Origin of the sequence: Micromonospora sp. NPDC005710 (assembly GCF_040630995.1) — a bacterium.
GTDB lineage: Bacteria > Actinomycetota > Actinomycetes > Mycobacteriales > Micromonosporaceae > Micromonospora.
Genome location: NZ_JBEXYP010000008.1, coordinates 250591 through 271223, shown reverse-complemented (window position 1 = coordinate 271223; position 20633 = coordinate 250591). Strand labels below are relative to the sequence as shown.

The 20633-nt window shown below is 70.7% G+C and carries 22 protein-coding genes; 9 read left to right on the top strand and 13 right to left on the bottom strand.

The features are described from left to right. Window positions 1-22 precede the first annotated feature (22 nt). The gene (locus ABZ406_RS14155; RefSeq protein WP_357760428.1) at window positions 23-1108 is read left to right on the top strand and encodes a DUF3866 family protein; all 1086 of its coding nucleotides are present in this window, start codon (window positions 23-25) and stop codon (window positions 1106-1108) included. Between the two features lie 163 nt (window positions 1109-1271). Here ABZ406_RS14155 and ABZ406_RS14150 read toward each other — a convergent pair whose 3' ends face one another. The 4 genes from ABZ406_RS14150 to rfbA form a co-directional block, all read right to left on the bottom strand. Next, window positions 1272-1529 (bottom strand): hypothetical protein, encoded by a 258-nt coding sequence (locus tag ABZ406_RS14150; RefSeq protein WP_357760504.1) that lies wholly within the window; start codon window positions 1527-1529, stop codon window positions 1272-1274. Between the two features lie 78 nt (window positions 1530-1607). Further along, the gene (gene pafA, locus ABZ406_RS14145) at window positions 1608-2966 is read right to left on the bottom strand and encodes a Pup--protein ligase (protein ID WP_124771093.1); all 1359 of its coding nucleotides are present in this window, start codon (window positions 2964-2966) and stop codon (window positions 1608-1610) included. A gap of 68 nt (window positions 2967-3034) precedes the next feature. Beyond that, complete coding sequence (rfbC, locus tag ABZ406_RS14140) at window positions 3035-3658, bottom strand: dTDP-4-dehydrorhamnose 3,5-epimerase (protein ID WP_357760425.1); 624 nt, start codon at window positions 3656-3658, stop codon at window positions 3035-3037. Further along, a complete protein-coding gene (gene rfbA / locus ABZ406_RS14135; protein WP_357760422.1) occupies window positions 3655-4542 on the bottom strand; it encodes a glucose-1-phosphate thymidylyltransferase RfbA in 888 nt (295 codons plus the stop codon). The genes rfbC and rfbA overlap by 4 nt, the downstream gene beginning before the upstream one ends. Before the next feature lie 77 nt (window positions 4543-4619). On the opposite strand from rfbA, the gene rfbB reads away from it, so the two are divergent. The 6 genes from rfbB to ABZ406_RS14105 are packed head-to-tail and all read left to right on the top strand — an operon-like array spanning window position 4620 to window position 9902. Then, on the top strand, window positions 4620-5621 hold the full coding sequence (gene rfbB, locus ABZ406_RS14130; RefSeq protein ID WP_357760420.1) for a dTDP-glucose 4,6-dehydratase: 1002 nt from the start codon (window positions 4620-4622) through the stop codon (window positions 5619-5621). Further along, entirely contained in the window at window positions 5618-6505 is an 888-nt protein-coding gene (gene rfbD / locus ABZ406_RS14125; protein ID WP_357760417.1) for a dTDP-4-dehydrorhamnose reductase, read from the top strand. Before rfbB ends, rfbD begins: the two co-directional genes overlap by 4 nt. Continuing rightward, entirely contained in the window at window positions 6502-6873 is a 372-nt protein-coding gene (locus ABZ406_RS14120; RefSeq protein WP_357760414.1) for a DUF2304 domain-containing protein, read from the top strand. Before rfbD ends, ABZ406_RS14120 begins: the two co-directional genes overlap by 4 nt. Then, complete coding sequence (locus tag ABZ406_RS14115; protein WP_357760412.1) at window positions 6866-7567, top strand: glycosyltransferase family 2 protein; 702 nt, start codon at window positions 6866-6868, stop codon at window positions 7565-7567. The genes ABZ406_RS14120 and ABZ406_RS14115 overlap by 8 nt, the downstream gene beginning before the upstream one ends. Next, window positions 7564-8877 carry a polysaccharide biosynthesis protein gene (locus ABZ406_RS14110; protein ID WP_357760409.1) on the top strand — a complete coding sequence of 438 codons (1314 nt, stop codon included), beginning with the start codon at window positions 7564-7566 and terminating at the stop codon, window positions 8875-8877. The genes ABZ406_RS14115 and ABZ406_RS14110 overlap by 4 nt, the downstream gene beginning before the upstream one ends. Next, window positions 8874-9902, top strand: a complete 1029-nt coding sequence (locus ABZ406_RS14105; protein ID WP_357760407.1) for a glycosyltransferase family 2 protein — start codon at window positions 8874-8876, stop codon at window positions 9900-9902. The genes ABZ406_RS14110 and ABZ406_RS14105 overlap by 4 nt, the downstream gene beginning before the upstream one ends. Window positions 9903-9972: 70 nt before the next feature. On the opposite strand, the gene prcA is transcribed toward ABZ406_RS14105, so the two are convergent. The 6 genes from prcA to arc form a co-directional block, all read right to left on the bottom strand. Then, window positions 9973-10794: a proteasome subunit alpha gene (prcA, locus tag ABZ406_RS14100; protein WP_357760404.1), complete on the bottom strand. Its 822-nt coding sequence runs from the start codon at window positions 10792-10794 to the stop codon at window positions 9973-9975. 60 nt (window positions 10795-10854) lie between these two features. Next, window positions 10855-11694: a proteasome subunit beta gene (prcB, locus tag ABZ406_RS14095; RefSeq protein WP_357760401.1), complete on the bottom strand. Its 840-nt coding sequence runs from the start codon at window positions 11692-11694 to the stop codon at window positions 10855-10857. After that, on the bottom strand, window positions 11613-11876 hold the full coding sequence (locus ABZ406_RS14090; RefSeq protein WP_357760496.1) for an endonuclease VII domain-containing protein: 264 nt from the start codon (window positions 11874-11876) through the stop codon (window positions 11613-11615). The genes prcB and ABZ406_RS14090 overlap by 82 nt, the downstream gene beginning before the upstream one ends. 446 nt (window positions 11877-12322) lie before the next feature. Further along, entirely contained in the window at window positions 12323-12538 is a 216-nt protein-coding gene (locus ABZ406_RS14085; protein ID WP_030332902.1) for a ubiquitin-like protein Pup, read from the bottom strand. Between the two features lie 104 nt (window positions 12539-12642). Continuing rightward, complete coding sequence (dop, locus tag ABZ406_RS14080) at window positions 12643-14160, bottom strand: depupylase/deamidase Dop (protein ID WP_357760399.1); 1518 nt, start codon at window positions 14158-14160, stop codon at window positions 12643-12645. A gap of 210 nt (window positions 14161-14370) precedes the next feature. After that, the gene (arc, locus tag ABZ406_RS14075) at window positions 14371-16155 is read right to left on the bottom strand and encodes a proteasome ATPase (RefSeq protein WP_357760397.1); all 1785 of its coding nucleotides are present in this window, start codon (window positions 16153-16155) and stop codon (window positions 14371-14373) included. A gap of 178 nt (window positions 16156-16333) precedes the next feature. On the opposite strand from arc, the gene ABZ406_RS14070 reads away from it, so the two are divergent. After that, window positions 16334-16627 carry a ferredoxin gene (locus tag ABZ406_RS14070; protein WP_357760395.1) on the top strand — a complete coding sequence of 98 codons (294 nt, stop codon included), beginning with the start codon at window positions 16334-16336 and terminating at the stop codon, window positions 16625-16627. A 49-nt stretch (window positions 16628-16676) separates the two neighbouring features. On the opposite strand, the gene ABZ406_RS14065 is transcribed toward ABZ406_RS14070, so the two are convergent. Genes ABZ406_RS14065 through ABZ406_RS14055 form a run of 3 tightly spaced genes read right to left on the bottom strand, consistent with a single transcriptional unit; the run spans window position 16677 to window position 19448 of the window. Next, entirely contained in the window at window positions 16677-17249 is a 573-nt protein-coding gene (locus ABZ406_RS14065; protein ID WP_091408625.1) for a hypothetical protein, read from the bottom strand. 46 nt (window positions 17250-17295) lie between these two features. Then, window positions 17296-18249 (bottom strand): tRNA (adenine-N1)-methyltransferase, encoded by a 954-nt coding sequence (locus ABZ406_RS14060; protein WP_357760493.1) that lies wholly within the window; start codon window positions 18247-18249, stop codon window positions 17296-17298. Between the two features lie 44 nt (window positions 18250-18293). After that, window positions 18294-19448, bottom strand: a complete 1155-nt coding sequence (locus tag ABZ406_RS14055) for a site-2 protease family protein (protein WP_357760391.1) — start codon at window positions 19446-19448, stop codon at window positions 18294-18296. 77 nt (window positions 19449-19525) lie between these two features. Between ABZ406_RS14055 and ABZ406_RS14050 the strand changes: the two genes are divergently transcribed. Then, window positions 19526-20440 (top strand): PD-(D/E)XK nuclease family protein, encoded by a 915-nt coding sequence (locus ABZ406_RS14050; protein WP_357760389.1) that lies wholly within the window; start codon window positions 19526-19528, stop codon window positions 20438-20440. Window positions 20441-20633: the final 193 nt, after the last annotated feature.

Below are 20633 nucleotides of genomic sequence, written 5' to 3'. Positions count from 1 at the left end.
CCGCGCGGCTAGCGTGCCCGTCATGGTGCGATGGCGTACGGGGACGGTGGCGACGCTGCGACGGCAGTGGACCGGGGCGGTGGAGCTCGACGTCGACCTGCCCGACGGCACGCGGATGCGGGCGCTGGCCTACCCGGAGCTGGTCGGTACGCCCGAGCCAGGTGATCGGGTGCTGCTCAACGCCGGCGCGCTGCTGATGGGGCTCGGCACCGGTGGGTACGCGCTGGTGGTGGCCCTGCCGGACCGGCTACCGCCGGACCCGCCGGACGTCGCCGACACCCGCGACGCCGGGCACCTGGTCAAGGCCCGCTACACGCCGTTGCAGCCGATCCTCCTCGGCGTCGACGAGGAGGCGTCCCCGTACCGCGACGTGCTGGCCGACGCGGACGACCTGGGCGGCCTGCCCGTGGTCACCGCCGACCTGCACTCGGCGCTCCCGGCGATCCTGGCCGGTATCCGGGCCGACGCCCCGCAGGCCCGGGTGGCGTACCTGCTCACCGACGGTGGGGCGTTGCCCGCCTGGTTCTCCCGCACCCTCGCCGGGCTGCGGGCCGACCTGGCCGGCACGATCACCGTCGGGCAGGCGTTCGGTGGCGACCTGGAGGCCACCACACTGCACGGCGGTCTGCTCGCCGCCCGGCACGTCCTCCACGCGGACGTGGCGATCGTGGCTCAGGGCCCCGGCAACCTGGGCACCGGCACCCGGTGGGGCTTCTCCGGCGTCGCCGTCGGCGAGGCGGTGAACGCGATCGCCACGCTCGGCGGGCGGCCGGTCGGCTCGTTGCGCATCTCCGACGCCGACCCCCGCCCCCGACACCGGGGGGTGTCCCACCACAGCCTCACCGCGTACGGCCGGGTGGCCCTCGCCCCGGCGGAGCTGGTGGTGCCCGAGGGCCTGGCGCCGGACCTCACGGCGGAGGTGGACGCGGCGCTGGCGCCCCTGGCGGCCCGGCACCGGATCGTCCGGGTGCGCGCCGACGGCTTGGACGCCGCGCTGCGGTCCAGCTCCGTCCCGCTCTCCACCATGGGCCGTGGCCTCGACGCCGACCACGCGTACTTCCTGGCAGCGGCCGCCGCCGGCCGCCACGCCGCAACCCACCTCCCCTAGCCCAGACCCCCCGCCCGGCCCCGCCCGGCCCCGGCGCGGTCGATCATGGGGTTGGCGGGTGCCGCCTCGGCGTGTCGCGCCGGACAACCTCATGATCGACGCAAATGGGAGGCAGACCCGGGGCGCCGAGGGGAGGGGTTGGGGGTGGGGGTGGGTGCGGGGGTCAGGCCAGGCAGATCAGGGCCAGCCAGCCGCCCACGATGAGCACCAGGGCCAGGGCCAGCACCCAGGTCGGCACCGTGTAGTCACCGCGGCGGTTACGGTCGACCTCGGCGCGGATCTTGTCCCGCCGGCGTTCGACCCAGTTCTGCCGCTCGCTGCCGCGGTCAGAGCGACCGGGGCGACCAGGGCGGTCGGGGCGGTCGGGGCGGTCGGGGCGGTCGGGGCGGTCGGGGCGGTCGGAAGGTCCAGAAGTCGTCATGGCGCGCCCAGCTTAACCGCTCGGTGCGCCGGGTCACCGGCCCCGTCGGCGCAGCGCACCGCCGGGGCCGGTGACCTGTCACATGCTGGCGATCAGCCGCTCCACCCGCTCGTCGTACGCCCGGAACGGGTCCTTGCAGAGCACTGTGCGCTGCGCCTGGTCGTTGAGCTTCAGGTGCACCCAGTCGACCGTGAAGTCGCGGCGCTTCTCCTGGGCGTGCCGGATGAACTCACCCCGCAGCCGGGCGCGGGTGGTCTGCGGCGGGGTCTCCTTGGCCTCGAAGATCTCCGGGTCGGTGGCCACCCGGTCCACGTCGCCGCGGCGCTCCAGCAGCCCGTAGAGGCCCCGGCCACGGCGCACGTCGTGGTACGCCAGATCCATCTGCGCCACCCGGGGGTGCGACAGCGGCAGGTCGTGCTTGCGCTGGTAACGCTCGATGAGCCGCAACTTGCTGACCCAGTCGATCTCCCGGGAGACCGGCTCCAGATCGCCGGTCTCGACCGCGTTGAGCACCCGGCCCCACAGCTCGACGACCCGCTTGGCGGCCTGGTCACCGCCGCGTCGCTCGACGAACTCGGTGGCCTTGGACAGGTATTCCTGCTGGATGTCCAGGGCGCTGACCTCCTTGCCGTTGGCCAGCCGCACCTTGCGTCGGCCGGTGATGTCGTGCGACACCTCCCGGATGGCCCGGATCGGGTTCTCCAGGGACAGGTCGCGCATCACCACCCCGGCCTCGATCATCCGCAGCACGATGTCGGCGGTGCCGACCTTGAGCAGCGTGGTGACCTCGTTCATGTTGGAATCGCCGACGATGACGTGCAGCCGGCGGTAGCGCTCGGCGTCGGCGTGCGGCTCGTCGCGGGTGTTGATGATCGGGCGGCTGCGGGTGGTCGCCGAGGAGACGCCCTCCCAGATGTGCTCGGCCCGCTGCGAGAGGCAGTAGACAGCGCCGCGTGGGGTTTGCAGGACCTTGCCAGCGCCGCAGATCAACTGCCTGGTGACAAGGAACGGGATGAGCACGTCGGCGAGTCGGCCGAACTCGCCGTGCCGGGAGACCAGGTAGTTCTCGTGGCACCCGTACGAGTTGCCGGCCGAGTCGGTGTTGTTCTTGAACAGGTAGATCTCACCCGCGATGCCCTCGTCGTGCAGCCGCTTCTCCGCGTCGACGAGCAGGCCCTCCAGGATCCGCTCGCCGGCCCGGTCGTGGGCGACGAGATCGGTCACCGAGTCGCACTCCGGTGTCGCGTACTCCGGATGCGACCCGACGTCCAGGTAGAGCCGGGCTCCATTGCGCAGGAAGACATTGCTCGACCGACCCCAGGACACCACGCGACGGAACAGATACCGCGCGACCTCGTCCGGGGACAGCCGCCGCTGCCCGCGATAGGTGCAGGTGACGCCGTACTCGGTCTCGAGGCCGAAGATTCGCCGCTCCATGGTGTGACATTAGCCGCCCGAAGGCCCGGTTCGTCACTGTCAGACCACAGGTCGTGCCCCAAGCGCGCTCACATACCGGGCGAGTGCGACATTCCGTCCGGCCGAAGGCTTGCCACGAAACGCCGGCAGCTGTCGTACTCGGGGAGCAGGCTCCGCTCGCGGGCCTGCGCGAGGGTCGGCGCGGCGTCGTCGCGCGCGGACAGCAGCGGCACCTCGGCGGGCCACTCGATGCCCAACTCCTCGTCCAGCGGGTGCACCGCGTGCTCGCCGGTCGGGTTGTAGGTGGCCGAGCAGAGATAGCTCAACGTCGCGTCGTCGGTCAACGCGCAGAACCCGTGCCCCAGCCCCTCGCCGAGGTAGACAGCCCGACGGTCGGTGTCGTCCAGTCGGACGCCCTCCCAACGGCCGAAGGTCGGCGAACCCACCCGCAGGTCCACGATCACGTCGAGGACCGCGCCCCGTACACAGGTGACGTACTTGGCCTGCCCGGGCGGGACGTCGGCGAAGTGGACGCCGCGCACCACGCCCCGCGCGGACACCGACAGGTTGGCCTGGGCCAGCCGCAGCGGATGCCCCACCGCCTCGGCGAGCGCGTCGAAGCGGTACCACTCCATGAACATCCCGCGCGGGTCGCCGTGCTGCTGGGGGGTGATCTCCCAGGCGCCCTCGATGCCCAACTCGCGAATCTTCACCAGGAACCCCCGTCGCCGGCCTGCTCGGTGAGCAGGCGGAGCAGGTAGTCGCCGTAGCCGCTCTTGGTCAGCGGCTCGGCGAGCGCGCGCAGCTGCGCGTCGTCGATCAGGCCCGCCCGCCAGGCGACCTCCTCGACGCAACCGATCTTGAGGCCCTGCCGTTCCTCGACCACCCGGACGAACTCGGCGGCCTGCATCATCGAGGTGAACGTGCCGGTGTCCAGCCAGGCGGTGCCCCGATCCAGCACCGTCACCGACAGCTCCCCGGTCTCCCGGTACACCTCGTTGACCGCGGTGATCTCCAACTCGCCCCGGGCGCTCGGGGTGAGCTTGCGGGCGATGTCCACGACCCGGTTGTCGTAGAAGTAGAGGCCGGGCACCGCGTACCGGGACTTCGGCCGGGCCGGCTTCTCCTCGATCGAGAGCACCCGTCCGTCGGCGTCGAAGTCGACAACGCCGTACTCCTGCGGGTTGGCCACCTGGTAGGCGAAGACCCGCCCGCCGATCGGGTCGGCGTGGTCGGCGAGCTGCCGACCGAGGCCCACTCCGTGGAAGATGTTGTCGCCGAGCACCAGCGCCACCGACTCGGTGCCGATGAAGTCCGCGCCGAGGATGAACGCCTGCGCGATGCCCTCCGGACGCTCCTGGCTGACGTACTCCAGCTGCAGCCCGAACTGGCTGCCGTCGCCGAGCAGCCGACGGAACTGGTCCTGGTCGTCTGGAGTCGTGATCACCAGGATCTCCCGAACCCCGGACATGACGAGGGTGGAGAGCGGGTAGTAGATCATCGGCTTGTCGAAGACCGGCATCAGCTGCTTCGAGACCGCCCGGGTGATCGGCCAGAGCCGGGAACCGGTGCCGCCGGCAAGTAGGATTCCACGCACCGGGGAAGCCTAGCGGCACTTCCGGGCGGGGTCGCCTACCGGGCGTCGAGCCGGCGGTCGCGTATACTTCCGGACCCGTGAGGATCCTCGTCACCGGCGGAGCCGGATTCATCGGGTCGGAGTACGTTCGCCTGCTGCTGGGCAAGCCGCTCGGCAGTGCAGCCGGCGTGCCGCCGATCGAGCCGGCCGTCGTGACCGTACTCGACAAATTGACCTATTCGGGCAACCTGGCCAACCTCGAACCCGTCCGCGACGATCCGCGACTGCGCTTCGTGCAGGGCGACATCTGCGAGCCGGCAGTGGTCGACGAGGTGGTGGCCGACCACGACGTGATCGTGCACTTCGCCGCCGAGTCACACGTCGACCGGTCGATCGCCGGTGCCGCGCCCTTCGTCACCACCAACGTGCTGGGCACCCAGACGCTGCTCGACGCGGCGCTGCGCCACGGCACCGGCCGGTTCGTGCACGTCTCCACCGACGAGGTCTACGGCTCGATCGACGAGGGCTCCTGGACCGAGACCTGGCCCCTCGCCCCGAACTCGCCGTACTCGGCGTCCAAGGCCGGCTCCGACCTGCTCGCCCTGTCGTACCACCGCACCCACGGCATGGACGTGGTCGTCACCCGCTGCTCGAACAACTACGGCCCGTACCAGTTCCCCGAGAAGGTCATCCCGCTGTTCGTCAGCAACCTCCTCGACGGTGGGACCGTCCCGCTGTACGGCGACGGCGGCAACATCCGGGACTGGCTGCACGTGCACGACCACTGCCGGGGAATCGCCCTCGTGCAGCAGAAGGGCCGCTCCGGCGAGGTCTACAACATCGGCGGCGGCACCGAGTTGACCAACAAGGAACTCACCGGTCTGCTCCTGGACGCCTGCGACGCCGGGTGGGACCGGGTGGTCCCGGTCACCGACCGCAAGGGCCACGACCGCCGGTACTCCCTCGACATCACCAAGATCAGCGACGAGCTCGGCTACCAGCCCAGCATCACCCTGGAGCAGGGCCTCGCCGACACCGTCCGCTGGTACCGGGACAACCGCTCCTGGTGGGAGCCCCTCAAGTCCGCGCCGACCGCATGACCCGGGTCCTCGTCACCGGCGCGGGCGGGATGCTCGGTCGCGACCTGGTCACCGTGCTGGGGGCCCGGCCCGACCTCAAGGTGACCACCGCCACCCGCGCCGACCTGGACGTCACCGACCGCGCGGCGGTGGACGCCGCCGTCGCCGGGCACGACCTGGTGATCAACGCCGCCGCGTGGACGAACGTCGACGCCGCCGAGACCGACGAGGTTGCGGCGACCTCCGTCAACGGCCACGCGGTGACCAACCTGGCCGCGGCCTGCGCCACCGACGGAACCCGGCTCATCCAGGTCTCCACCGACTACGTCCTCGCTGGCAACGCGGACAGCCCCTACCCGGAGGACGCCCCCACCGCGCCGGTGAACGCCTACGGGCGCGGCAAGCTGGTCGGCGAACAGGCCGTCGCGCGACTGCTACCCGACACCGGGTACGTCGTCCGCACCGCCTGGCTGTACGGCGCGCACGGCCCGAACTTCGTGGCCACCATGCTCCGACTCGCCACCCAGCGCGACCACCTCGACGTGGTCGACGACCAACACGGCCAACCCACCTGGTCCCACACGCTCGCCGAGCGGCTCGTCGCGCTCGCCGACGCGGCGCTGGCCGGTCACGCCGCGCCCGGCGTCTACCACGGCACCTGCTCCGGGCAGACGACCTGGTACGGGCTGGCCCGCGCCGCCTTCACCCTCGCCGGACTCGACCCGGACCGGATCCGACCCACCACCAGCGACCGGTATCCACGTCCCGCCCCCCGGCCTGCGTACAGTGTGCTAGGGCACAGCCGCTGGGCAGCCGTGGGTCTGCCCCCGCTTCCGGACTGGCACAGCGCCCTGGTCGACGCGTTCCACTCCCCCGCTCCACCCGCCCCGTGGAAGGTCGCATGAAGCTCACCCTCGTCACCGGCCTGACCGGCCTGCTGCTCCTCGGCACCATCGTCGAGCTGCTGCGCCGCCGTCAGCTGCGCGAGAAGTACGGCATGCTCTGGCTCGCCGTGCTGATCATCGTGATTCCGCTGTCGCTGTTCCCCCGACTGCTCGACAACGTCGCCGAACTGCTCGGTGTCGCCTCCGGTGTCAGCCTCGTGCTCTTCCTCGGCATCGTCTTCCTGCTGCTGGTGTGCGTGCACCTCAGCTGGGAGGTCAGCGCCCTGGAGGAAGAAACCCGGACCCTGGCCGAAGACCTCGCCCTGCTGCGCGCGGAGATCGACGCGGACCGGGCAGCCCGAGACGAACTGGTGTCGACCGATGGTTAACGGCAAGCGCACATTGATCATCATTCCGGCTCTCAACGAGTCGGGCTCGATCGCCGACGTCGTCAGCGAGGTACGCGGCGAACTGCCAAGCGTCGACGTGCTCGTCGTCGACGACGGCTCCACCGACCGCACCGCCGCCGTCGCCGCCGCCGCCGGCGCGAAGGTCGCCAAACTGCCGTACAACCTCGGCGTCGGCGGGGCCATGCGGCTGGGTTACCGCTACGCCCGCGACAACGACTACGACGTCGCCATCCAGATCGACGCCGACGGCCAGCACGACCCCCGGTACGTGCCGAAGCTCGTCGACCTGCTCGAGGACAACGACCTCGTCATCGGCGCCCGCTTCGCCGGTGAGGGCGACTACAACGTGCACGGCCCCCGCCGCTGGGCGATGGTGATGCTCTCCGCAGTGCTGTCCCGGGTCGCCCACACCAAGCTCACCGACACCACCTCCGGGTTCCGGGCCGCCAACCGGCGGGTCATCGAGATGTTCGCCAGCTGGTACCCGGCCGAGTACCTCGGTGACACCGTGGAGACCCTCGTCCACACCGCCCGACGCGGATACCGCATCCGACAGGTGCCGGTCGCCATGCGCAAGCGGATGGCGGGCACCCCCAGCCACTCCCCCGCCAAGGCGATGGTCTACCTCGGTCGCGCGTTCGCCGTCCTCACGCTGGCGCTCATTCGCCGGTGATCCGTCGCCTGCTCCGCCTGATCCCGCCCGGCACCATCGCTGTTGGTGCCGGGCTGGGTCTTCTCGGCCTCGCCTCGTACGTCCACCTCGCCGTCGCCGGCCACAGCCTCAACGGGGCCGACTACAACCGCCTGTCGGTGCTCTGGTCGATCGTGTTCACCCTCGGCATCGGCGTGTTCCTGCCGATCGAGCAGGAGGTCGCCCGGGTCGTCGCCGCCCGGCACAGCCAGGGTCTCCCCCCGGGGCCGGTGCTGGCCCGCGGCGTCACAGTCGCCGCCGCGATGCTCGCCGTGCTGGTCCTCGCCGTCACCGCCGGCCGTCAACTCCTCGCCGACCACCTCTTCCACGGCGACGGCACCATGGTCACCGTGCTCGTCGGCGCGCTCGCCGCGATGGCCGTCGCGTACGCCACCCGCGGTGTCCTCTCCGGCCTGCAGCTCTTCCCCTGGTACGGCACCCAGCTCGGCATCGACGGCGGCCTGCGCATCGTCATGGTCGCCCTGCTCGGGCTGGCCGGCGTGACCTCCCCCGTCTGGTACGGCGTCGTGCTCGTCGCCGCCCCGCTGGCAAGCGTCCTGCTCACCCTGCCGCCGGTGCTGCGCGCCATCGGCGGCGGCCCACCGGTCGCCTGGGCCACCCTGCTGCGCGGCCTCGGGCTGCTCACCGCCTCCAGCCTGCTCTCCCAAGTCGTGGTGAACGTCGGTGTGATCAACCTGCAACTGCTCGCACCCTCCGACACCGCGGCCGCCGGCGCGCTGCTCTCCGCCCTCGTGCTGGTCCGCATCCCCCTGTTCGTCTTCGGCTCCATGCAGGCGTCACTGCTGCCCGGCCTTGCCACCACCGCCACCACCGGCGACCAGGCCGGCTTCCACAGCCTGCTCCGCCGGGCGCTCGGCATCGTCACCGCGCTCGGCCTCACCGGGGCCGTCGGCGCCGTGCTGCTCGGCCCGTGGCTGGTCGGCGTGCTCTTCGACGCCCCCGGCGTCCTCGGCCACGGCGACTTCGCCTGGCTGGCCGCCGCCACACTCGCGTACCTCTGGGCGATGGTGCTCGGCCAGGCGCTGCTCGCCCTCGACCGGCACCGCGCCCAGGCACTCGCCTGGACCGTCGGCGTCGCCGCCCTGATCATCGTGACGCTGCTCCCGGCCCCGGTGATCCTCCGGGTCGAGCTGGCCTACACCGTCGGCTCCGTCATCGTGGCCGCCACCATGGCGGCGCTCCTGCTGCGCGGCGGCGTCCGCCGACCCACCACCCCCACCCGGCCGCTCGCCGACGCCGTCACCCCCGCCGTATCCGGAGGCATCCGATGACCCGCCCACAGGTGACCGCGGTAATGCTCGCCTACGGCGCCGAGCCATACCTGGTCGAGGCCGCCCAGGCCGTCCTGGCCAGCACCGACGTCGACATCGACCTTATCGTCGTCGACAACGGCTGCACCGGCGACGGCATCGACATCGTCAAGGGCTTCCCGCAGGTCCGGGTCATCCGCCCCGAACAGAACACCGGCTACTCCGGCGGATGCCGCGTCGGCGCCGCCGAAGCCACCGGTGACTGGCTCGCCTTCGTCAACTCCGACGCCGTCGTCGCCCCCGACGCCCTCGCCAGGACGGTGGCGGTCGCCGCCGAACCCGGCGTCGGCGCCGCGATGGCGTCGATCCGGCTGGCCGACACCCCCGAGCTGATCAACACCTCCGGGAATCCGCTGCACTTCACCGGGCTGTCCTGGGCCGGCGGCAACGGCGAACCCGCCACCGCGCACGCCGTCCGCACCAGCGTCCCGTCGCTCAGCGGCTGCTGCTTCGTGATCAGCCGCCAGCGTTGGCAGGAGCTCGACGGCTTCGCCGCCGAATACTTCGCCTACCACGAGGACACCGAACTGAGCCTGCGGCTCTGGCAACGCGGCCTGCGGCTGGAGTACGTCCCCGACGCCGTCGTACGCCACCACTACGAGTTCTCCCGCAACGACCTGAAGCTCTACCTGGTGGAACGCAACCGACTCGTCACCCTGCTCACCGCGTACCAGACCCGCACGCTCGTGGTGCTCGCCCCGATGCTGCTGCTCACCGAGGCGGCCATGCTCGCCGCCGCGATGGCCGGCGGCTGGACCAGGCAGAAGACCCGCGGCTGGGGCTGGCTGTGGCGCAACCGGGCCTGGGTCGGTGCCCGCCGCCGTCAACTCCAGACCGAACGTACCGTGCCCGACGGGGTGATCGCCGAGCTGATGACCGCCCGGGTCGCCCCCTCCAACGTCGACTCGCCTCCCGGCATGGGTGTCTTCAACGCGGTCGCCGCCGGCTACTGGGCTCTCGCCCGACCACTGCTCCAGCGCCGCTGACCCGGCCCGTACCCAGACAGAAGCGCCGGGGCCCGCACACGCGGACCCCGGCGCTGTCGTCGTCACACAGTCAGCTGTCGGCCTGCCCGGGCCGATCCTCCAGGTCGGCGGAGCCCGCCGAGCTGGTCGGCTTACCCGCCTCCCCCGTCGGCACACTCGGCGTGTCCGGCAGGTCGCTCGCCGGCGGCGCCGCCTTCCCGTCCAACAACGCGGTGAGCGCTGCCCCGGTGATCCGCCGGAACGTCCGGCCGACCCGCTGACGGTCCAGGACCGCCACCTCGAGCTGGTTCGCGGCGATCGTCCTGGCCGCCCCGCCCTCGCCACCGACACTGCTCAGCGCCTGCATGGCGACCTGCACGGCCTCCGCGAGCGACATGTCCGGCCGGTGGTTGGACTTCAGCACACCCGTGATGGCCTCGGCCTGCCCGCCCATCGCCATCCGCCCCGGCTCGTCGTTCACCGAACCGTCGTAGGTGAGCCGGTACAACTCGTCGTCGGCGGCGGTGGCCCCCACCTCCGCCACGCAGATCTCCACCTCGAACGGCTTCGACTGCTCGGTGAAGATCGCACCCAGCGTCTGCGCGAACGCGTTCGCCAGGGCCCGCCCGGTCACGTCCCGCCGGTCGTAGCTGAGCCCGTTCAGGTCGGCCATCCGCACGCCGGCCCGACGAAGATTCTCGAACTCGTTGTACCGACCGACAGCGGCGAAGCCGATCCGGTCGTAGATCTCACTGACCTTGTGCAGGGCGCTGGAAAGGTTCTCCGCGACGAAGAGCACGCCGCCGGAGTAACTCAGGACCACAGCGCTGCGCCCCCGGGCGATGCCCTTGCGGGCCAACTCGGAACGGTCGCGCATGATCTGTTCGGGCGAGGCGTAGAACTGCATGGCCACGGCGGCGGTTCTCCTTACGGCGCTGTGCTGACGGCTGCTGGCTGGTGGGGGTGGACGAGACTAACCGCCCGGGTTCTCCATCCGGCCGGAGACCACGCCCTCGGCGATCGTCGCCGTCTCGGCGTCGGTGAGCCGGTAGGTGCCCTCGGCGGTAGCGGTCATCACCACCGGGTAGATCCGCCGGGTCAGATCAGGCCCACCGGTAGCGGTGTCGTCGTCGGCCGCGTCGTAGAGCGCCTCGACCGCCAGCCGGGTCGCGTCGGCGACCGACAGCCCGGCGCGGAAGCGCTTCTTCAACGCGGACTTGGCGAACAGCGACCCGGAACCGATCGCGTCGTAGCCGGTCTCCTCGTACGGGCCACCGGTCACGTCATAGCTGAAGATCCGGCCGGCCCGCGCCGGGTCAGCGGCAGCCAGGTCGAAGCCGGCGAAGAGCGGCACCACGGCGAGCCCCTGCATGGCCGCGCCCAGGTTGCCCCGGATCATCGAGGCCAGCCGGTTGGCCTTGCCGTCGAGCGAGAGCATCGCGCCCTCGATCTTCTCGTAGTGCTCCAGCTCCACCTGGAACAGTCGCATCAGTTCGATGCCGATGCCGGCGGTGCCCGCGATGCCGACAAGCGAGTACGCGTCGGCCGGGTGCACCTTCTCGATGTCGCGCTGGGCGATCAGGTTGCCCATGGTGGCCCGTCGGTCACCGGCCATGACCACACCGTCGGCGGCCGCGATGGCCACGATCGTGGTCGCGTGCGGCGCCAGGTCGGCGGCCATGCCCGGCGGCAGCGGTCGCCGACCGGGCAGCATCTCGGGGGCCGCCCGACTCAGAAACGTCGTGAAGGAGGACGTCCCCGCGTTGGTGAACACATCTGGTAGACGCCCGGATGGATCAAAGCCCGCTGCCACGTGGTTCCTCTCAGGTACGTGATCGCCCTGGCCAGCCTCATGGGACTGTCACGGAACTGGCCAAGACCACCGTTGCAGTTGAAGCAGAGTATCCCGCGCACCCATCCGGTGCGATGATCGTGGTCCAGATGTTGCGGGTCGGCACCGCCACAGATCGCGCAGACCCCGCCCTGCTCGGCCAGGAGCTCCTGAAACTCTTTCTCGCCAACGCCGTACCGCCGCCGCAGGTGGTACTCGCGGTTGCCCCCGTACAGCCGCTCCTTGGTCTCGTTGGTCCTGGTGTTGTGTGGCAGGGTTTGCAGTAGGTGGCATACCCGGAGGCATCCGTCCTGTTACGGGGAAAGGCATCGAACAACTTGACCGCGCTGCAAGCCGGACAGAACTTGTGCCCCTCCGGCACGACACGACCTTCGCGCACCTCGCGGTCGAACTTGGCCCTTACCCGACGCGCGTAGCTTGCCTTGGATCGCTCGTTGAAGCAGAGCTTGCAGTAACTGCCTCGCCCACCCGGCCTCTTGGAGTTCGCGCAAAACTGATCGAGCGTCTTCCATTCGCTGCAATCACGGCAGCGACGAAGCCCGTCCCGATCATCGCCTGCTCTAGGTATGTCCGAATTAACCCTATATGCTCACTGACCTCCTTTTTGTACGTAACCTCTCACGAATTCCTCAGCGTTTTCTTCGAGGACGGAGTCGATCTCGTCGAGGAGGTCGTCGACGTCCTCGGTGATCTCGGCGTGCCGCTCGGCCACCTCGGGGTTTGCCTCGGTGGTGACGTCCTCGATTTCCTCGCCCTGACGGGACTTGCCGGACTGCGACTGGCCGCCGCTGTCATGAGTGGCCATTGCTGCCTCCTCCACGATCGTCTGCGATGAACTTACCTCGCGCGGGCGACGAAAAGCCCGCCGCGCGCCGGCTTGCGGCACACGGCGGGCATTCGCACCCGGGATCAGCCCCCGGTCAACGTCTCCAGCAGGTCCTTGGCGCTGGCGCAGCGGTCGAACAGGGCACCGACGTGCGCGCGGGTGCCCCGCTCCGGTTCCATCATCGGCACCCGGACCAACGACTCCCGGCCCACGTCGAAGATCACCGAGTCCCAGCTCGCGGCGACCACCTCGGAGGCGTACTGGGCGAGGCAGCGCCCCCGGAAGTAGGCCCTGGTGTCCTCCGGCGGCTCGGTCATCGCGGTGCGGGTCTCGTCGTCGGTGAGCAGCGTCTTCATCGCCCCCCGGCCGACCAGACGGTGGTAGAGGCCCTTCTCCGGCCGGACGTCGGAGTACTGGAGGTCGACGAGTTGCAGCTTGTGTGAGCCCCAGCCGAGCTTCTCCCGCTCCCGGTAGCCCTCCAGCAGCCGCAGCTTGGCCACCCAGTCCAACTCGTCGGCGCAGAGCATCGGATCCCGGCCCAGTCGGTCGAGGACGCTCTCCCAGCGGTCGAGCACGTCGACGGTCTGCTCGTCGGCGTCGGTGCCGTACCTGTCGTCGACAAAGGACCGGACCCGCTCCAGGTACGCCCACTGCAGGTCGAGGGCGGTGAGTCGACGGCCGTCGCGCAGTCGCATGCGGTGCGTCAGGGTGGGGTCGTGGCTGACGGCGCGCAACTCGCTCACCGGGTCGGCGATGCCGAGGTCGCCGCCGAGCGCCTTCTCCTCGATCATCGTGAGGATCAGCGCCGTGGTGCCGACCTTGAGGTAGGTGGAGATCTCGGAGAGGTTGGCGTCGCCGATGATGACGTGCAGTCGGCGGTACTTGTCGGCGTCGGCGTGCGGCTCGTCGCGGGTGTTGATGATGGGCCGCTTGAGCGTGGTCTCCAGGCCGACCTCGACCTCGAAGAAGTCCGCACGTTGGGAGATCTGGAAGCCGCTCTGGCCGCCGTCCTGACCGATGCCGACCCGGCCGGCTCCGCAGACGATCTGCCGGGTGACGAAGAACGGCGTCAGGTACGCCACGATGTCGGCGAATGGCGTCTGCCGGCGCATCAGGTAGTTCTCGTGGGCCCCGTAGCTGGCGCCCTTGTTGTCGGTGTTGTTCTTGTAGAGGTGGATCGGTTGGGTGCCGGGGATGGTGGCGGCCCGGCGGGACGCCTCGGCCATCACCCGTTCGCCGGCCTTGTCCCACCGCACGATGTCCCGGGGGGTGGTGACCTCCGGAGTGGAGTATTCGGGGTGCGCGTGGTCCACGTAGAGCCGTGCGCCGTTGGTGAGTATCACGTTGGCCAGGCCGAGGTCTTCGTCGGCGAGAGCCTCGGCGGGGTCGTACGCGGCACCGGAGTAGGTGAAACCGCGGGCGTCGCGCAGCGGCGACTCTTCCTCGTAGTCCCATCGGGCCCGGCCGCCCCGGTTGAGTTCCGGACGTGCCCCGTAGGCGTTGACCACCTGCGATGAGGTGACCATCGGGTTGGCTCCGGCCTGCCCGGGCACGGAGATGCCGTATTCGACCTCGGTGCCCATGATCCGTCTTACGCTCATCGACCTACCCGCTTCGCTCGCCCGACCCGGTCCCCCGTCAGGTCGAGCGTAGTCCGCCGTGGGCGCCTGTACTCCGCAGGTGAGTGCCGGCGGGCCGGAACAGTTCGATGGATGCGGTGTCGGAATGCGCGGCGGTCGGCGCCCACGGCGCTGCCTGACCTGCCCACGGCGAAGGTGTCCGCCGCAGTGGCGGACACCTTCGCTGGTGGGTCAGAGGTACTGGCCGGTGTTGCTGGCGGTCTCGATGGACCGGCCGGCCTCGGCGCCCTTGCCGCCGGAGACGAGCGTGCGGATGTAGACGATCCGCTCGCCCTTCTTGCCGGAGATGCGCGCCCAGTCGTCGGGGTTCGTGGTGTTGGGGAGGTCTTCGTTCTCGCGGAACTCGTCGACGCAGGCGTCGAGCAGGTGCTGCAGGCGCAGCCCCTTGCGGCCCGAGGTGAGGAACTCCTTGATGGCCATCTTCTTGCTCCGGTCGACGATGTTCTGGATCATCGCGCCGGAGTTGAAGTCCTTGAAGTAGAGGACTTCCTTGTCACCGTTGGCGTAGGTGACCTCGAGGAATCGGTTCTCCTCGGTTTCGGAGTACATCCGGAGCACCACGGCGTCGATCATCGCCGCGACGGTGGCCTGGGGGTCGGTGCCGTGTTCGGCCAGGTCGTCCGGGTGCAGGGGCAGCCCGGGGAGGATGTACTTGGAGAAGATGTCCTTCGCCGCTTCGGCGTCCGGTCGCTCGATCTTGATCTTCACGTCGAGACGACCGGGGCGCAGGATCGCCGGGTCGATCATGTCTTCCCGGTTGGAGGCGCCGATGACGATGACGTTCTCCAGCCCCTCCACGCCGTCGATCTCGCTGAGCAGCTGCGGGACGATCGTGTTCTCCACATCGGAGGAGACACCGGAGCCGCGGGTCCGGAAGATCGAGTCCATCTCGTCGAAGAACACGATCACCGGCGTGCCCTCGCCGGCCTTCTCCCGGGCACGCTGGAAGATCAGGCGGATGTGCCGCTCGGTCTCGCCGACGTACTTGTTGAGCAGCTCCGGGCCCTTGATGTTGAGGAAGAAGCTGGTGTGCTTCTCCTTGCCCTGCCGCTCGGCGATCTTCTTGGCGAGCGAGTTGGCCACCGCCTTGGCGATGAGCGTCTTGCCGCAGCCGGGCGGCCCGTACAGCAGGATGCCCTTGGGTGGGCGGAGCTGGTGCTCACGGAACAGGTCCGCGTGCAGGAACGGCAACTCCACCGCGTCGCGGATCTGTTCGATCTGCGACTGGAGGCCACCGATGTCGCCGTAGTCGACGTCGGGCACCTCCTCCAGGACCAGCTCCTCGACCTCGCTCTTCGGGATCCGCTCGTACGCGTACGCCGAGCGGGGCTCGATCATGAGCGAGTCGCCGGCCCGGATCGCCGAGCCGATGAGCGTCTCGGCGAGGTGCACGATGCGCTCCTCGTCGGAGTGGGAGACCACGAGCGCCCGGTCACCCGGCCCGCCGTTGGGCCCCTCCAGGATCTCCTTGAGCATCACCACTTCGCCGACCCGCTCGTAACCGAACGCGTCCACGATGTTGAGCGCGTCGTTGAGCAGGACTTCCTGGCCGCGCCGCAGGTCACCCACGTCGAGCGAGGGCGAGACCGCGACCCGTAGTTTGCGGCCACCGGTGAAGACGTCCACCGTGCCGTCCTCGTGCTTGGCCAGGAAGACGCCGTACCCGCTCGGCGGTTGCGCGAGCCGGTCGATCTCCTCCTTGAGAGTCACGATCTGCGTGCGAGCTTCCTTGAGGGTGCTCACCAGCCGGTCGTTGTTCTCGGTCAGCCGCGCCAACTGTGCCTGGGTGGCCGCCAGCCGCTCTTCGAGCTGCCGGACGTGTCGGGGGCTTTCGGTCAACTTACGCCGCACCAGGGCGAGTTCCTCTTGCAGGAACGCGACCTGCGTGGAGAGATCGTGGGCTTCCTTCTCCCACCGTGCGGCGCGCGAGTCCGCGTCGTCGCTACGTGCTGCCACGTCCCACCTCCCCGGGGGGCTTGAACGTTCTGCCCTAACACTAGCCGCTATGAGGCCGATTCGGTCCCACGCAACACCCTCGTCACCGAACCTTGATCGCCAAGGGTGGCCTGACGGGCCGTTACCGGCGTTCGGGTACCGTCGGAGCGTGGTACGGGAGAACATGGGGGGTGCACAGGTGGCCGAGGTCGCGACCGACGAACTGCAGGTCTGGGTCGACCAGGACCTCTGCACTGGCGACGGGCTCTGCGTGCAGTACGCGCCGGAGGTTTTCGAGTTCGACATCGACGGCCTGGCCTACGTCAAGGGCGTCGACGGTGAGATGCGGATGGCGCCGGGCAGCCGGGTCGACGTTCCCGCGCACCTGCGGCTCGAGGTGATCGACTCCGCGAAGGAGTGCCCGGGCGACTGCATCCACGTGGTGCGCGGCGACGGCGTCGAGGTCGCCGGCCCGGAGGCCGAGGACGACTGACCCACCGGCCGGGCCGCGTGGCCCGGCCGGGTCCAGATCGGGGTACGCCTCAGAGCATCGGCCGGCCGACCACCGAGGCGACCAACCGCGCGAACTCCTCCAACCGGGCGATCTGCCCGGCCCCACCGTCGTCCAGGGTCTTGCCGAAGCGCAATGCGTCGTGCCGGGGGGTGCCCGCCATCTCCTCACTCGGCGGCGCCTCGTCCAACGAGGTGAGCAGCAGGTAGACGTCGATGCTGTCGACCCTGATCTCGCCGCTCTCGGCACGGTTGAGCCGCCGCCGGCAGCCCACCTCGGTGACCGTGGAGACCGGCACCACCCGCAACGACGAGGTCATCGAGCCCGGGGGGCCCTCCTCCGGCGGCACGTCCTCGCCGTGCCAGAGAATGAGCCGGCTGCCGTCGCAGACGACGACCTCCTGCCACACCCCGTTCACCTCGTTGACGAAGCGTTCCAGGGTGAACCCGAGCACCGACGCGCCGCGCAGCACCCCGCCGAGCGCCTCCAGGGCGACGTCCGGGTCGCGCAGGTAGGCCCGCGCCGCTGATTCCAGGTCCTGGTAGGGCGACCAGTCGGGGAAGACCGCGGGGAGGTCTCCGCCGCCGTAGCCCGGTCGGCTCATGCCAGCGTCTCCCCCTGCTCGGCGGTGCCGACACCCAGCTCGATGGTCACGGCCTGTCCATCTCCCCCGCACCGTTGGGCTGCGCGTCCGCGGCCTGGGCGGCGGCGGCCTGCCGGGCCGCCTCCGCCTGGCGCAGGTCCTGGCGGCGCTGCGCGTACGCCTCGGTGCCCTTGCTGGGTTTGCGCCGGCGCGGCGGCGCGGTCACCCCGGGGGCCAGCTTGCGCGCGGACACCAGGAAGGCGGTGTGCGCGATCATCCGGTGGTCCGGGCGGACGGCGAGGCCCTCGGCGTGCCAGTCACGCACCAGCGACTCCCAGGCCCGGGGCTCGGTCCAGCCGCCGCGCTCGCGCAGCGCCTCCACCAGCTCGGAGAGCTGCGGGGTGGTGGCGACGTAGCCGATGAACACCCCTCCGGGCACCAGCGCCCGCTCGACCATGTCGAGGGTCTCCCAGGGGGTCAGCATGTCCAGGATGATCCGATCGAACCCGGTCTCCTGGCACTGTGCGACGTCGCCGACGTGCAGGTTCCACGAGGGGTGCGGCCCGTTGAAGAACGCCTCGACGTTGCGTTTGGCGATCTGGGCGAAGTCGTCGCGCAGCTCGAACGAGTGCAGCTCGCCCTCGGTGCCGACGGCGCGCAGCAGGGAGCAGCTCAGCGCGCCGGAGCCGGCACCGGCCTCGAGGACCTTGGCGCCGGGGAAGATGTCGCCCATGGCGACGATCTGCGCCGAGTCCTTCGGGTAGATCACCTGGGCGCCGCGGGGCATGGACAGCACGTAGTCCGACAGGAGCGGCCGCAGGGCCAGGAACGCGGTGCCGCCCCCGGAGGTGGTCACCACGCTGCCGTCGGGGAGCCCGATCAGCGCGTCGTGCGCCAGGATGCCGCGGTGGGTGTGGAACTCCTTGCCGGGCTCCAGCGTCACGGTGTGCATGCGCCCCTTGGGGTCGGTCAGCTGGACCCGGTCGCCGGGCCGGAACGGCCCCCGGTGCACGGGTGTCAGCGCCGGGTTTGCGGGGTCGGCGGCGACGGTGGAGGGAGTTGCGGTCACGGTGTCATCTTCCGGTTGGGTTCGAGGAGCTGTGCCAGGTCCGCGATGTGCAGAATGCCGACGACATCTTCGCCTGACGTCACCACGTACTGCGCGCCCGGGTGGGTCTGTACGGCCTCCATCACCCGCTCGCCGTCCCACCCGACGGGCAACGTGGGGAGTGTGCCGAGTGACCGGGCGACAGCGTCCACCGCCAGCCACGGTCGGCGCTCGACGGGCACCGCGTCGGCGGCGGCCGGGTCGACGAGCGCCACCGGTCGGCCGGTGGAGTCGGTGACCAGCAGCGCGGAGCCGGGCTGGCCGCTCTCGGCGTGTCGGCGCTGCGCCTCGGCCAGTGGTGTCCCGGTGGTCACCGGCCAGGTCGGCCGGGCCAGCCGGGCGAGGTCGATCAGCGGGAACCGGCGGCTGACCCGGGCGGCCCGGATCGACTGCCCGGCACCACGCCAGAGGGTGACGGCGACCAGCAGCATCAGCGGCAGCGCCAACGGCGCCAGCCGTCGCTCGACGGTGAGCAGCACGACCAGGCCGGCGGTGCCGACGGCGACGATCCGGCCGGCCCACCCGGCGACCTCGGTGCCGAGGTGCCGGTCGCTGGTGAGCCCCCAGACGGCGGCGCGCAACGCACGGCCGCCGTCGAGCGGCAGCCCGGGCAGGCTGTTGAACAGCGCCACGATGACGTTGCTGACCGCGAGCTGGAAGGCGAGCTGGTGGGCCACGGTCCCGTCCGGCAACGCGAGGGTGGCGGCGACCGCCAAGACGCCGAGCACCGCGGAGACCGCCGGCCCGGCGAGCGAGACCAGCAGATCGACGCGGGGCGACGGGGCGTCCCGGTCCATCTCGGTGTAACCGCCGAGCAGTTCCAGGGTGATCCCGCGCACACCGATGCCGTAGCGCCGGGCGGTGAGGGCGTGGCCCAGCTCGTGCAGCAGCACCGAGCCGAGCAGCGAGACGACGAACCCGAACCCGATCAGGTAGCCGCTGAGCTGCGGCAGGCCCAGTTGCCGGCGGGCGAACTCGCCGTACAGCACCGCGATGAGCACCGCGAGCAGGACCATGGAGCCGTTGAGGTGCAGCGGCACCCCGAACACCCGGCCGACGTTCAGGCCGAGGCGTCGGTCTGGTCGGCGCGGTGGCCTGGTTGTCTGCTCCATCGCCACGATGCTACGGACCGTCGCTGTGTGGGGCGGGCGGCGGTAGGTGTCACACCGGTGCCCTAACCTTTGCCGACATGACGGCGGAATCGGTCACCACCTCTCATCCCTCCCCCGCGGCCTCGACGCCGCCGACGGTGCGGGCCTCGCTGTCTCCGTCACGGGCGGCGGATTTCAAGACCTGCCCGCTGCTCTACCGGTTCCGCAGCATCGACCGGCTGCCCGAGCGCACCACCATCGAGCAGGCCCGGGGCACGCTCGTGCACGCGGTGCTGGAGCGCCTGTTCGACCTGCCGGCCACCGACCGCACGCCGGAGGCGGCCGGCGACCTGGTGGCCCCCCAGTGGGACCGGCTGGTCACCGAGCAGCCGGAGCTGTCCGGGATCTTCGACGGCGCGGAGCCGGCCGGCCCGGTGGAGTTCCTCCGCTCGGCCGCCGGCCTGTTGCAGGGTTACTTCGCGGTGGAGGACCCGACCCGTCTGGAGCCGGCCGAACGCGAGAGCCTGATCTCCGCGGTCGTCGACGAGGAGTTGCTGATCCGGGGTTACCTCGACCGGCTCGACGTCGCTCCGGACGGCGCGCTGCGGGTGGTCGACTACAAGACCGGCGGTGCTCCGCGGGAGGCGTTCGAGGCGCGGGCGCTGTTCCAGCTCAAGTTCTACGCCCTGGTGCTGTGGCGCACGCGGGGGGTGGTGCCCCGGGTGCTGCGGCTGCTCTACCTGCGCGACGCCGAGGTGTTGGACTACACCCCGGACGCCGACGAGCTGGTCCGCTTCGAGCGCACCGTGGTGGCGCTGTGGCGGGCGATCGAGCAGGCCACCGCCCGGCAGGATTTCCGGCCCCGACCCAGCCGGCTCTGCGACTGGTGCAGCCACCAGGCGCTCTGTCCCAGCTTCGGCGGCACCCCGCCGCCGTTCCCGGTCGCCGCGGCGACAGTCGACCCGTTGCGCGACTCCCGGTCCGCCCCGGTGGCGCCGGGTGCCGACGAGTGACGGCCTCCTGACCGAGGCGTACGCCCGGCGACGGTTCGGGCCCGCCGGGGTCACCCGCCGCCGGCCGACGCCGCAAGCCTGACCGCAGCGGTGCCGCCGCGGTCGGGACAGGGCGACCGGCCTGCCTCTACCGTGATCCGCGACGCACCGGCTCCGGTACGCGAGGATGACCGGTGCGCGCCACGACGTCGGC

Bases quoted from the DNA above. Each gene is read 5' to 3' on its own strand.
- ABZ406_RS14120 (WP_357760414.1), top strand. From the start codon at position 6,502: ATGAAGCTCACCCTCGTCACCGGCCTGACCGGCCTGCTGCTCCTCGGC.
- ABZ406_RS14150 (WP_357760504.1), bottom strand. From the start codon at position 1,529: ATGACGACTTCTGGACCTTCCGACCGCCCCGACCGCCCCGACCGCCCC.
- ABZ406_RS14050 (WP_357760389.1), top strand. From the start codon at position 19,526: ATGACGGCGGAATCGGTCACCACCTCTCATCCCTCCCCCGCGGCCTCG.
- ABZ406_RS14055 (WP_357760391.1), bottom strand. From the start codon at position 19,448: ATGGAGCAGACAACCAGGCCACCGCGCCGACCAGACCGACGCCTCGGC.
- ABZ406_RS14105 (WP_357760407.1), top strand. From the start codon at position 8,874: ATGACCCGCCCACAGGTGACCGCGGTAATGCTCGCCTACGGCGCCGAG.
- pafA (WP_124771093.1), bottom strand. From the start codon at position 2,966: ATGGAGCGGCGAATCTTCGGCCTCGAGACCGAGTACGGCGTCACCTGC.
- ABZ406_RS14155 (WP_357760428.1), top strand. From the start codon at position 23: ATGGTGCGATGGCGTACGGGGACGGTGGCGACGCTGCGACGGCAGTGG.
- ABZ406_RS14085 (WP_030332902.1), bottom strand. From the start codon at position 12,538: ATGGCCACTCATGACAGCGGCGGCCAGTCGCAGTCCGGCAAGTCCCGT.
- ABZ406_RS14115 (WP_357760412.1), top strand. From the start codon at position 6,866: ATGGTTAACGGCAAGCGCACATTGATCATCATTCCGGCTCTCAACGAG.
- dop (WP_357760399.1), bottom strand. From the start codon at position 14,160: ATGAGCGTAAGACGGATCATGGGCACCGAGGTCGAATACGGCATCTCC.
- ABZ406_RS14065 (WP_091408625.1), bottom strand. From the start codon at position 17,249: ATGAGCCGACCGGGCTACGGCGGCGGAGACCTCCCCGCGGTCTTCCCC.
- rfbD (WP_357760417.1), top strand. From the start codon at position 5,618: ATGACCCGGGTCCTCGTCACCGGCGCGGGCGGGATGCTCGGTCGCGAC.